This window comes from Acetobacter pasteurianus, assembly GCF_009914215.2.
Taxonomy (GTDB): domain Bacteria; phylum Pseudomonadota; class Alphaproteobacteria; order Acetobacterales; family Acetobacteraceae; genus Acetobacter; species Acetobacter pasteurianus.
On record NZ_CP039846.2, the window covers coordinates 1,009,063 to 1,021,578 of the forward strand.

Here is a 12,516-nt window from a genome sequence, read left to right on the forward strand (position 1 = left end):
CGTTTTCCAGTTTTCAGGTTATTCGGGAAAAATCAGACGCATAGCGCCAGCACGGTTTTTGCCGCGTAAGCTGCACCACTGTTTGGCACAGATGGTAACCACATCAGGGCCACCGCCTCCCCCTTTATGGAAGAAGGCAACGGGTGGCATATGCCACCCGCACCGCCTCATCCGCCCCGCAGGCCGGATGAAATTTTCAGGCTCAGACTTTAATAAAGTCGTCACCCTTCTTCCAGTTACATGGGCACAGTTCGTCGCTCTGCAGGCCATCCAGAATACGCAGGATTTCCTGTGGGTTACGACCAACGGACAGATCGTTGACGGACACGTGGCGAATCACGCCATGCGGGTCCACAACAAAGGTAGCGCGCAGGGCAACGCCAGCTTCTTTAGCCAGAACGCCTGTGCCTTCTGTCAGCTCACGCTTGACGTCAGCCAGCATCGGGATCGGCAGATCCTTCAGGTCATCATGATGCAGGCGCCAGTTAAGGTGCACGAACTGGCTGTCGATGGACACACCGTACACAACGGCATCACGATCAGCGAAGTCTTTGGCCAGCTTACCGAAAGCAACGATTTCTGTCGGGCAGACGAACGTGAAGTCCATCGGCCAGAAGAATACGATCTTCCACTTACCAGCATCGCTCTTGTCAGAAATCTGAACGAAGTCGCCCTTCAGGCCTTCCGGGCCACCAGGAACGGCGGTCAGATCAAAGCTTGGGAATTTATCGCCAACTGTCAGCATAATCTTGCTCCTTATAGCTTGGCACACGCCATGCAGCACCAACGTGCCACCGGCTGTGTTGTCCTGTATGGCGCGGCTTTTTCATTTAAGCCAATGAATATTTTATATCAAAATCATTGAAGTATTCGATGAAATGCCGAACATTTGCCTCTCAGATACATTGCATCAGGAAATCACGCCGTGCTGCCGCTGCCTTCTGCCCAGCAATTACGCTATCTGATCACCCTTTCAGAACTGCGCCATTTCGGGCGGGCCGCCGCCGCTTGCGCTGTTACGCAATCCACCCTTTCCGCTGGCATTATGGCGCTGGAACGCCAGCTTGATGCCCCTTTGCTGGACCGCACCGTGGGCAAAAAAGTGGTGTTCACCCCTTTGGGGCACGAAATTGCGCTCAAGGCCCGGCAGGCACTAGCCGCGCTGGAAGCCGTGCCACAACTGGCAGCCGCAGCCCGCACACCACTGACAGGGCCATTACGAGTCGGCATTATTCCCACCATCGGGCCATTTCTGATTCCGCAGCTTGTGCGTAACCTGCGTGAACATTTCCCGCGCCTTTTGCTCTCCATTACGGAAGACACCACCGAACATCTGCTTGAAAAGCTTTCACTCGGCCAATTGGATATACTGGTGCTGGCCATGCCCTGCCTGTGTGATGGCACCGAAACGCACCCATTATGGCAAGACCCCTTCCGGGTGATTATGCCGCCTGACCACCCATTTTCTGCCTTACCTGCCGTGCCGGCTTCTCAGTTATCCGAACACAGCATGATCATGATGGAAGATGGCCACTGCCTGCGCGATCAAACTCTGGCCATCTGCCGCCAAAGCCCAAGCCGCAGCGGATCTGAAGGCGAAAGCGACTCCACCTTTACCGCCATGTCTCTTCACTCCATGGCCGAAATGGTGGAACTGGGGTTGGGCATTGCCATCATGCCGGAACTGGCCATCCATGCGGGCATTCTGCATGGGCGCAACCTTATTGCACGCCCCCTCACCAGTGATCTGGCACGGCGCACCATTGGGCTGGCATGGCGGCCGAGATCTCCTCGTGCAGCCGATTTTCAGACACTTGCCACAACCTTTGCGGCCTTGGCTCCACCTGTATCCACCCCGCACAAAGCAAATAAAGCCGTTAAATTATAAGAAAATGCGCCCGAAACTGCGAGAAATATTGACTCTAACGCACGCACCCGGTATGTGCCGAGCCAACTTATTTTGTACGTCCATCAGCATCGGCGGAGAAAACGGGCCATGAAAATCAGAAACAGCCTGAAGTCGGCCAAAGTGCGCGATAAAGACTGCCGTGTAGTGCGTCGTCGCGGCCGGGTTTATGTTATCAACAAGAAGAACCCTCGCATGAAAGCTCGTCAGGGCTAATTTCATGCGTCATCCGGCCCTCTTTGGCTGGCTGAACACGCATGTCATGCGTAAAACCCGTTTTTCCGCTTGCCGGAGAAACGGGTTTTTGTTTGTCGGCCTCTGCGCAATATATGCTGGCCTTCCTGCTACGGTGTGGGCACAGGCCAATACGCCGATAGCCCCCTCCGCGCCTTTACAGGCAAATACGGCTACGCAACATCCCAGCAGCGTTGCTGAGCAGATAAAACAGCTCTCTACGGCATTGGCTCATGCCAAAACGCCAGAAGAAGCTCATGGTCTGCAAGAAAAGCTGGAAGCCCTCCGCTCCGCCAAACTCTCCCCCACCACACAGCTTTTGGTCCGTCGGGCTGAAAAAGACCTGACAACTGATAAGCCAGATGATGCGGTAGAAGACATAGGCGATGCCCTAGCCCTGCAACACGACCAAGCCATTCTGTGGCGCACACGCGCCCAAATGCGCCTTGTGGCTGGAGACCTAAAAGGGGCCATCACCGACATTGGTGAGGCTTTGCAGCGTGATCCGCTGGATGTGGAAAGCTGGAGCCTTCTGGCCAGTGTTGAAGAACATCGCAACGATGGCAAAGCTGCCCTGAAAGCATGGCAAAAGGTGCTGGAACTCAGCCCCATGACAGACCGCAACCACAAGCGGCTGGATGCACTGCACATTAAAGCCTACGGGCAACCTACCTGATAGGGAATCGGGCCTTTAGGCCTGCTTGTTCTCTATCAGGCTTTTGCGAATTTTACGGCCCCGCTCAATCCGATCCACAATATAATCAGAATCTTCCCACCGGATAGCACGCGCCATGGCCTGCGCATCTTCCATAAACCGGCCCAGCATTTCCAGCAGCGCTTCGCGATTAGACAGGAAGATATCCCGCCACATGATGGGATCTGATGCCGCAATGCGCGTAAAATCCCGAAAACCGGATGCAGCAAAATCCAACACTTCGGAGCGCGTTTCGCTCGCCAGATCATCTGCTGTGCCGCAAATGGTGAAAGCCAGCAAATGCGGCAGATGGCTTACAATGGCGCAAACACGATCATGATGTGCGGGTGTCATTTCCCGCAAACGGGCACCGCAACGCTCCCACAGGGTGCGCACTTTTTGCAGTGCCTCTGCGGTCGTGCAGTCTAACGGCGTAATCAGGCACCAGCGATTCTCGAACAAATCTGCCAGCCCAGCATCTGGGCCAGAAAATTCTGTGCCTGCCATGGGGTGCGTAGGCACGTAAGGCACATCTGCCCGAAGTGAAGGGCTAATAGCCTCAATCACCGATACTTTGGTAGAGCCAACATCCGTCAATATCGCGCCGGGCTTCATGGCCGGAACAACTTGTGCGGCCACAGGCCCCATAGCGCCAACTGGCACGCATAACATCACGCAATCCGCCTGTGCGGCTGCGGCTGCGGCATCTGTTGTCACTTCATCCGCAATACCCAATTCCGCCACACGGGCGCATACATCTGGGCTCTGATCCACCGCTATAAGCTTGCGGGCCAGATTTCCCTCCGCCTGTGCGCGCCGCAGTACGGAAGACCCGATAAGCCCCGGCCCAATAACAGCCAGCGTATCAAAAACAGGCACAGTATTCTCAGCCAAGGTGGGAATCCTTCACCACTGAAGAAGGTGGGGGATAAGCAGCCTTGTCCTCATCCGTTTTATCATTACCCCGCAAACCGTGCATTTCCATGAACTGCCACGCCAGCAGAACAGGAATGCCAATAATGATCTCACGCCCGCGGCGCAGCAGGGAAAGCCCGAGCGAGACAGAAGGATCAATACCAAAAGCATGGCCCAGCGCCATATAGGCCCCTTCCTGCACACCCAGACTACCGGGCACCAGAAAGCCCAAAGACATGATGGCGCAGGTGACACCTTCCACGGCAACGGCATTGGGGAAGGAAAGATGCGCCCCCAAAAAACGTGCCGTCAGCCAAAGCATGGCCGCGCTGCCCAGCCATCCCACAAAATGGTACAGCGCCGAACGGCAGATATGCCACGGACGGCTCCATGCAGCTTCCATCCGCTCTTGCAGATCATCCGCGCCTTGTGTGAGGTTTTCATGCCATTGGGAGGCAAGGCTGCGGGTAAATGTGCCACCAAATTTACGGAACAGATTACCACCATGCCGCTGGGTCCAGATAAACCCGGCCGTACCTGCAATCAGGAACACCGCGCCACACACCACGGGCACAACAAACGGGCTGGAACGCTGATGCGCCACCAGAAAGGCAACAGCCAGCAGCACAAACGCCACCTGCCCCATCACTTCCGTGGTGATATCTACCAGATTGGCGCAAGCGGCCTCTGGCAACGCTACTTCCCGCTTATCGCCTTTATAAAACCCATGCGATGAGCACGTGGCCCGAATGCCGATAACAATGCCACCAAGCTGAGAAAAAGGCAGACATGTTGCTGCGGCGTCACGCACCATACGGGCAGACAACAGCCTGAAATAGCCCAGTTCGGGAAAAGCCGCATGCCAAGCCAGCCCCAGAACGCCATCTACCAGCAACTGGCAGCATACCATTACAAGAAAGCCGCCCAGACCTATACGCATAACAGCATGCAAAACGGAATCGAAACCGCTCCATGCCATTGCTGCCGTAACGGCCACAAGCCCGAGAAAAGTAAGAAAAACCGTAAGCTTCTTCAAGGCCCCAGCTCTGTCTGTCCAGCACACCCAAGGCCCTTTGCCATGTGGTAAAAAGCAAAAGACGCATCAGTGTGTGTGTGTGATTGGTCCGTCCCCTTACACCACCACGGGGTCTGGCGCCACCTCGGACAGCAGGATAAAGAAACAGACCTGCCGTTCGGGATTAACGTCCTTACCACTTTTTATTTACGTATCGTACCTCTGGGGGAGCGTATATTCTCATGACTGCCCATACCCTCGTAACCGGCGCAACAGGCTTTGTTGGTTCCGCCGTAGCCCGCACTTTGCTGGAACGGGGGCATTCCCTGCGGCTAATGGTGCGCGATGGCAGCGACAGACGCAATATTGCTGACATTCCTGCCGATCTGGTGGACGGTGACCTTTCTCGCCCCGAAACCTTTGCCCGTGCGGTAGAAGGCTGCCGCTACGTGTTTCACGTTGCGGCTGATTACCGCCTGTGGGTGCCAGACCCCGGCCCTATGATGACGGCAAACGTAGAGGGCACGCGCCAGCTTATGCTTGCTGCACAAGCGGCTGGTGTTGAAAAAATTGTGTATTGTTCCTCTGTCGCGGCATTGGGCCTGATTGGTGATGGCTCCATTGCCGATGAAAACACGCCTGTGCAGGAACATGCCGTTATTGGCATTTACAAGCGCTCCAAATACCGGGCCGAGCAGGAAGTGCTGCAACTGGTGCGTGATCAAGGGCTGCCGGCTGTTATCGTTAACCCCTCCACCCCTGTTGGCCCGCGAGACATCAAGCCTACCCCCACCGGGCAGATGATTCTGGATTGCGCCGCCGGTCGCATGCCCGCCTATGTAGATACAGGCGTGAACATTGTGCATGTAGATGACGTGGCAGAAGGCCATGCGCTGGCGCTGGAACGCGGCACAATTGGCGAAAAATATATTCTGGGTGGAGAAAATTACCTGCTGGGCGATCTGTTCGCCATGGTTTCAGAAATTGCCCACGTGCCGCCACCAAAAATCCGGCTGCCGCAGGAAGTGATCTGGCCTGTAGCTATTGTATCCGAATGGCTTTCCCGCTCCTTTGGCATCAACCCACGCGTTACGCGTGAGATGCTGGCCATGTCGCGCAAGAAAATGTTCTTCTCGTCCGATAAAGCCAAGCGTGAGCTGGGGTATAACCCGCGCCCAGCCCGCAAGGCAGTAGAAGATGCCATTACCTGGTTCCGCAATAACGGCATGCTGAAATAGGAGCGCAGCGGTGATACTGGCTCTGGCTATTTTATGCGCCATTATCTGGATCGGGCTGATATTTTTTCATGGAAAGTTCTGGCAGGCTGGCCCCACTCTGCGCCCCGCAGAGGCAGGCCGAACGCATATGGACATTGCGCCGGATGTTACGGTGGTTGTGCCTGCCCGAGATGAAGCTGATTCCATCCAGCCCGCCCTTTCCTCTCTGCTGGCGCAGGATTACGTGGGCCGCCTTTCCGTTATTTTGGTAAATGATCGCAGCACGGATAATACCGGTGCATTGGCTCGTGCCCTGCCAGACCCCCATAACCGGCTGACAGTTGTAGATGGGGCAGACCCTTCTGCCGGGTGGAGCGGCAAACTATGGGCCGTTGCCCAAGGTGTGGCAGAAGCCGAACGTCAATGTGCAGATGGCAGCGGTTACATGCTGTTTACAGATGCAGATATTCTTCATGCACCTGCGCATGTTTCCACCTTGGTGGCCAAGGCACAAACAGACCGCCTGCACATGGTTTCCGAAATGGTGGAACTCCAGTGCGAAAGCCTTGCCGAGCGCGCCTTGGTGCCAGCTTTCGTGTTCTTTTTTGCCCTGCTTTATCCGTTTGCCAAAGTGAACAACCCCAAGGATAAAACAGCCGGGGCCGCAGGTGGCACCATTTTGCTGCGGCGTGATATGCTCCGCCAAATTGGTGGCATTGAAGCCCTGCGTGGCGCCTTGATAGATGACTGCACATTGGCAAGCTGCGTTAAACAGGCAGGCGGCCACTTGTATCTGGGGCATTCCTGCCTGGCAAAATCTGTACGTCCCTATCCAACGGCTGGTGATATCTGGCGTATGATTGCACGTACAGCTTATGTGCAGTTGCGCTTTTCCCCTACGCTACTGGTGCTGACAGTATTGGCCATGATGATCGTATGGCTTGCCCCTGCAGCACTTGCTTTTCTGGCACACGGGCCTGCACAATGGGTAGGAGCAGCCACATTGGTGGCCTCTCTTTGCTCCTTTATCCCCACATTGCGGCGCTTTCGCCTTTCGCCCTTATGGGCATTGGCGTTGCCGTTTATCGCGCTGTTTTATACAGCCGCCACAATCGGGTCTGCCCTTAACCATCACCGGGGCAAAGGTGTGGTCTGGAAAGACCGCGCCTACACCGAAGCCATCCCCAATGATGGGCGCGCACTGGAGCAAAAAAGCCGGCGCGCCTAAAATATATCTTAAGGCCTCCCTCTGGGCAGGGCCGCAGTTAAGGGATAGGCATTCCCAGCAGCCTCATGTAAATCACGGGGCTGCCCTTACCGCGCAATCATATTGAGCCAGGCATGACCAACACAACCAGCGTATGGGGAACAGCAGACGTTTCATCCGGCAAGGGAGCTTCGGATGAAAACTTTCCCGTCGGTTCCCTGCTAATCAGCAAAAGGCTGCGCCCGCACGTGCATGCCTATTATGATTACGCGCGTGTTATTGATGACATTGCAGACAGCGAAACGCTTGCCCCCGATGACAAGATTACACGCCTGAATGCAATGGAAGAGGTTCTGCTGGGCAAGCGCGAACCTATCAACCGGCCCGATGCCCAAAGTGCGGCCACGCTGCGCCAGTCTTTGCTGCAAACACATGTGCCGTTTGAAACAGCAACCGATCTGCTGATTGCGTTCCGTGACGATTCGCGCGGGCATGTCTATCAAACATGGAATGATCTGCTGCAATACTGCCGGTATTCCGCCAACCCTGTGGGTCGTTACCTGATCGGCCTGCACGAAGAATCTTCCGCGGCTTTTGCTCCTTCCGATGCACTTTGCACATCACTGCAGATCCTGAACCACCTTCAGGATTGCGCGGGGGATCTCAAACGCCTGAAACGCTGCTATATCCCGGCAGACATGATGCAACGCTGCGGCACATCGCAAGATGATCTGCTGGCAGGCAGCACCTCTCCTGCCATGCGGCGCGTTTTCAACACCATGCTGGATGGCGTGGATGCCCTGAACCAACAGGCATCCGCCTTGGCCGCCCATATCCGTGACCGCCGGTTCCGTATGGAATGTGCTGCCATTGTAGACTTGGCACACTGCCTCACCCGCCGTTTGCGGCGTGAAGACCCTCTGGCAGGACGTGTGGCTTTGCGCCGGGCAGACGGCATGCATGCAGCCATTGCGGCCCTGCGGGCATGGGCATGACCTTTCCGAATGGCAGAACTTCTGTAAAAAGAGCCTGACCAAATAACTTTGACAATCGAACAACAAGTGAGAAGCGCGTGACAACCCCAGACATCCAGATGCATGACGAGCCGACCCCCCTTGGGTGTGATCCTGCTGATCTTGCCTGGGTGGAAAGCACGGTCAAACAGGCAGGAACTTCCTTTGCCGCTGGTATGCGCATCCTGCCCCCCATGCGCCGTTACGGCATGTATGCCATTTACGCTTTCTGCCGTGTGGTGGACGATATTGCCGATGGGCTTACCCCGCTGGCAGAACGCACGCAGGCGTTGGAAGAATGGCACAAAAAGATTGCCCACCTGTATCAGGACCGGCTTGAAACCCCACATGAGCCGCTGGAGCGCGTTTTACTGGCTGCCATTCCGTTCTTTGCCCTGCAACAGGCAGATTTTGATGCCATTATTGATGGCATGCTGATGGATACGGCCAGCCCGATTGTGGCGCCGGATGAAAAAACGCTGGACCTTTACTGTGACCGCGTTGCCGCTGCCGTAGGCCGTTTGTCTGTGCGTATCTTTGGTGAATGCTCTGATGAAGGCAATAAAGTAGCCTATCATCTGGGCCGTGCCCTGCAGTTGACCAACATCCTGCGCGATCTGCCCGAAGATGCCGCACGCGGCCGCCTGTATCTGCCTTCCGATCTACTGGACCGGTTTAATGTGCCGCATGATCCGGTAAAGGCGCTTACGGCACCCGGCCTACAGGAAGTTACCAAAATCATTGCCGCCCGTGCGCAGGATCACTTCACCACGGCTTTTGCCACCATGAAGCTCTGCCGCCCGCGCACCATGCTGCCAGCTCGCATTATGGGCGCCAGCTATGAAACGGTGCTGAAAAACCTGCGCAAACGTGGCTGGGGCCCTGATGTGCTGCGTCAGCTGCCTGAAAGCTCCACCGTGGGCAAGGTTTACGCGCTCGCCTGCTCTTATCTCCCCTGATCGCACGATAAGGAAACGGTGATGACAGGCACTCTGCATATTATTGGCGCGGGCATGGCCGGTTTGGCTGCTGCAGTGGAAGCCGCAGGCTCCGGCCCACGTATTATCGTGCACGAAGCTGGCCGCGCCTGCGGTGGGCGTGCGCGCTCTTATATGGACCGTCAGCTTGGTTGCCGGATTGATAACGGCAACCATCTGCTGCTTTCTGCAAACAAAACCGTTTTCCGTTATCTGGGGCTTACTGGCGCGCTGGATACCTTAACAGGCCCCCACGCGCCGCTTTTCCCCTTTGTGGATCTAGCCGAAGATGCCCGCTGGACATTAAACCTCTCCCGCGGGCGTATGCCGTGGTGGGTGTTTCAGCCGCATCGGCGTGTGCCGGATATGCGTCTGCCAGATTTGCGCAGCCTGTACCGTCTGATGAATGCTGGCGAAAACGAAACCGTTGCTGATTGCCTGCTACCCGGTGCCTTGGCACGGCGGCTGTTAGAACCGTTTGCTATTTCTGCCCTCAATACACTTACCGATACCGGAAGTGCCGCATTGCTGGGCGCTGTTATTCGTGAATCCCTTTCCTTGGGTGGTACTGCCTGTATTCCGTGGTTTGCCAAGGACGGTCTTTCCGAAACCTTGGTAGATCCGGCCCTCAAGCACCTACAGGATATGAATGTAGAAGTGCGCACTCAAAGCCGCATTACCGGTGTGGAAGAAGCGCGCGGACGCATTACAACCCTGCATACGCCCGAAGAAGACATTGCCTTGGGGCCTGATGATTCCATCATCATGGCTGTGCCCGCCCCTGTGGCGCACACACTGCTGGCCAACAAGATTGCAGGCATAACCGTTCCAACAGAATTTGAAAGCATTCTGAACCTGCATTTCCGGCTGGATGAACGCCCCATTCCACAAGGCTCTTTTGCGCAATGTGGATTTATGGGCGTTATTGGCGGTGTAACGGAATGGGTTTTCCTGCGTGAGAACATCCTGTCCGTTACCGTAAGTGCTGCCAACCGCTATGCAGACCAGAATCAGGATGATCTGGCCCGCACCATCTGGCAGGAAGTTTGCCGCGCTTGTGATGCCGTGCTGGAGCAACCCCTCCCGGCCGCACCGGCAGCCCAACGCGTTGTGTGGGAAAAACGCGCAACCTTTGCCGCCACGCCAGAACAAAACCGCCTGCGCTGCGGCCCAGCCACACCTTTGGTAAATCTGGCTCTAGCCGGAGACTGGACAAACACCGGCCTGCCCGCAACCCTTGAAGGGGCCATGCGGTCTGGCGTGCAGGCTGTTCATACTTTGGGCATCAAACACCCACGGTAATAACCCTTTAAAACACACTCCGCTCTAAACAGCTTTACGCTTGCAAGCAGAAAGGATTTTCTGACATGGCCGCCGATGGGAGTGCTCTTTCCGAATCACGCCTTTCTTCAGAGGCTCTGGATCGTGCGGTCCTTAGTGCGCATACGGCGCTCAGTCAGGCCCAGCAAGATGATGGGCATTGGGTTTATGAACTGGAAGCCGATGCCACCATTCCTGCTGAATATATCCTGCTCGAACATTTTATGGACAGGATTGATGATGCGCTGGAGCAGAAAATTGCCATCTACCTGCGCCGCATCCAAAGCGAAGAACACGGCGGCTGGCCCCTTTACCACAATGGCAAGTTTGACCTTTCAGCCACTGTAAAAGCCTATTTCGCGCTGAAAGCTGTGGGGGATGATATTAACGCCCCCCATATGCAACGTGCGCGAGAAGCCATTCTGGATCACGGCGGCGCAGAACGCTCGAACGTATTCACACGCTCTCAGCTTGCTCTGTTTGGGGAAGTGCCGTGGCGCGCAACCCCGGTTATGCCGGTAGAGTTAATGCTTCTGCCTGCCAAGGCATTCTTTTCCGTATGGAATATGTCTTACTGGTCTCGCACGGTTATTGCCCCGCTTCTGGTGCTGGCAGCCCTGCGCCCTGTGGCGGCAAACCCGCGGCAAGTTCATGTCCGCGAGCTGTTTGTAACGCCACCAGAAAAAGTGCAGGACTGGATCCGCGGTCCTTATCGCTCTGCATGGGGGTATGTTTTTAAAGGGCTGGATAGCGTTTTACGGCCGGTCGTGCCGTTTATTCCCGAAAAAACACATAAAAAGGCTATTCAAGCCGCCCTTGATTTTATCGAGCCTCGCCTGAACGGCAAAGATGGATTGGGGGCTATTTACCCCGCCATGGCCAATGTGGTGATGATGTATCGGGCCATGGGCGTGCCGGATGAAGACCCACGTGCAAAAACGGCATGGGAAGCCGTGCAGGCCCTCATCGTTGAAAAAGATGATGAAGCTTACTGCCAGCCCTGCGTTTCCCCCATTTGGGACACCGGCCTTTCTGGCCATGCCATGATTGAGGCAGCCTCCGGCCCCAATGGAATCGCACCAGAAAAAACTGTTGCTGAGCTGAAAAAAGCCTCTGCATGGCTCCGCAGCAAGCAGATCCTGAACGTGAAGGGAGATTGGGCTGTTCGTAACCCCAATCTGGCTCCCGGTGGGTGGGCTTTCCAATACGGAAACGACTATTACCCGGATGTGGATGATACAGCCGTAGTAGGCATGTTGCTGCACCGTGAAGGCGACCCCGCAAATGCTGAAGCCATTGAGCGCGCACGCACATGGATTGTGGGCATGCAAAGCACAGATGGTGGCTGGGGTGCTTTTGATATCGACAACAACAAGGATGTGCTCAACCACATTCCCTTTGCCGATCACGGCGCCTTACTAGACCCACCTACTGCCGATGTTACTGCCCGCTGCATCTCCTTTCTGGCCCAATTGCGGAACCCGGAAGATGAACCCGTTATTCAACGCGGGCTGGAGTATCTGCGCAAAGAGCAGGAAAAAGATGGCTCCTGGTTTGGGCGCTGGGGCACAAACTACATTTACGGCACATGGTCTGCCCTGTGCGCCCTGAATGCTGCTGGCGTTTCCCACGATGATCCTGCCGTGGTGAAAGCTGTGGAATGGCTACGCTCCGTCCAGCGTGCAGATGGTGGCTGGGGTGAAGGTTGCGAATCTTATGAAGGTGGCCCGCACGGCACATATGGCGAAAGCCTGCCCTCGCAAACTGCATGGGCTGTGCTGGGGCTGATGGCCGCAGGGCGGCGGGATGATCCAGCCGTAACACGCGGTATTGCATGGTTGGCAGACCAGCAGGATGCGAACGGGGAATGACATGAAGACCCCTATAATGCTGTTGGCTTCCCCAAAGTGTTTTACCTGCGTTACCACGGCTATAAGCAGTTCTTCCCGCTTATGGCATTAGCGCGCTATCGCAACCTTGAAAGCAGCAATACGCGCCGCGTTTCCTTTGGGTTCTAA

General features: G+C 55.8%; 12 protein-coding genes and 1 pseudogene. 9 read left to right on the forward strand and 4 right to left on the reverse strand.

The genetic code is table 11. From position 1 onward, the window contains the following. Positions 1–18 precede the first annotated feature (18 nt). The gene (locus tag FCN51_RS18185; RefSeq protein ID WP_003625643.1) at positions 19–150 is read right to left on the reverse strand and encodes a hypothetical protein; all 132 of its coding nucleotides are present in this window, start codon (positions 148–150) and stop codon (positions 19–21) included. 52 nt (positions 151–202) lie between these two features. Next, positions 203–745 (reverse strand): peroxiredoxin, encoded by a 543-nt coding sequence (locus FCN51_RS18190; RefSeq protein WP_035362426.1) that lies wholly within the window; start codon positions 743–745, stop codon positions 203–205. Between the two features lie 180 nt (positions 746–925). Between FCN51_RS18190 and FCN51_RS18195 the strand changes: the two genes are divergently transcribed. The 3 genes from FCN51_RS18195 (at position 926) to FCN51_RS18205 (ending at position 2,816) form a co-directional block, all read left to right on the forward strand. Further along, positions 926–1,888: a hydrogen peroxide-inducible genes activator gene (locus FCN51_RS18195; protein WP_064776014.1), complete on the forward strand. Its 963-nt coding sequence runs from the start codon at positions 926–928 to the stop codon at positions 1,886–1,888. A gap of 108 nt (positions 1,889–1,996) precedes the next feature. After that, on the forward strand, positions 1,997–2,122 hold the full coding sequence (gene ykgO / locus FCN51_RS18200) for a type B 50S ribosomal protein L36 (protein WP_003625637.1): 126 nt from the start codon (positions 1,997–1,999) through the stop codon (positions 2,120–2,122). Positions 2,123–2,126: 4 nt separating this feature from the next. Continuing rightward, positions 2,127–2,816, forward strand: coding sequence for a tetratricopeptide repeat protein (locus FCN51_RS18205; RefSeq protein WP_160256532.1), 690 nt, complete (start codon positions 2,127–2,129; stop codon positions 2,814–2,816). A 15-nt stretch (positions 2,817–2,831) separates the two neighbouring features. Here FCN51_RS18205 and FCN51_RS18210 read toward each other — a convergent pair whose 3' ends face one another. After that, positions 2,832–3,713 carry a prephenate/arogenate dehydrogenase family protein gene (locus FCN51_RS18210; RefSeq protein ID WP_003625631.1) on the reverse strand — a complete coding sequence of 294 codons (882 nt, stop codon included), beginning with the start codon at positions 3,711–3,713 and terminating at the stop codon, positions 2,832–2,834. Between the two features lie 7 nt (positions 3,714–3,720). Then, a complete protein-coding gene (locus tag FCN51_RS18215; protein WP_124294909.1) occupies positions 3,721–4,812 on the reverse strand; it encodes a lysylphosphatidylglycerol synthase domain-containing protein in 1,092 nt (363 codons plus the stop codon). 194 nt (positions 4,813–5,006) lie between these two features. Here FCN51_RS18215 and hpnA point away from each other — a divergent pair, with 194 nt between their 5' ends. The 6 genes and pseudogenes from hpnA to shc all read left to right on the forward strand — a co-directional run bounded on the left by hpnA (position 5,007) and on the right by shc (position 12,516). Then, the gene (hpnA, locus tag FCN51_RS18220) at positions 5,007–6,002 is read left to right on the forward strand and encodes a hopanoid-associated sugar epimerase (RefSeq protein ID WP_003625627.1); all 996 of its coding nucleotides are present in this window, start codon (positions 5,007–5,009) and stop codon (positions 6,000–6,002) included. Positions 6,003–6,012: 10 nt separating this feature from the next. Continuing rightward, complete coding sequence (locus FCN51_RS18225) at positions 6,013–7,209, forward strand: glycosyltransferase (protein ID WP_160256533.1); 1,197 nt, start codon at positions 6,013–6,015, stop codon at positions 7,207–7,209. A 113-nt stretch (positions 7,210–7,322) separates the two neighbouring features. After that, positions 7,323–8,183 carry a squalene synthase HpnC gene (gene hpnC, locus FCN51_RS18230; RefSeq protein ID WP_124294907.1) on the forward strand — a complete coding sequence of 287 codons (861 nt, stop codon included), beginning with the start codon at positions 7,323–7,325 and terminating at the stop codon, positions 8,181–8,183. Positions 8,184–8,281: 98 nt separating this feature from the next. Continuing rightward, complete coding sequence (gene hpnD / locus FCN51_RS18235) at positions 8,282–9,160, forward strand: presqualene diphosphate synthase HpnD (RefSeq protein ID WP_160257159.1); 879 nt, start codon at positions 8,282–8,284, stop codon at positions 9,158–9,160. A 21-nt stretch (positions 9,161–9,181) separates the two neighbouring features. After that, entirely contained in the window at positions 9,182–10,480 is a 1,299-nt protein-coding gene (hpnE, locus tag FCN51_RS18240) for a hydroxysqualene dehydroxylase HpnE (protein ID WP_160256534.1), read from the forward strand. A 65-nt stretch (positions 10,481–10,545) separates the two neighbouring features. Beyond that, positions 10,546–12,516, forward strand: a pseudogene (gene shc / locus FCN51_RS18245) (squalene--hopene cyclase).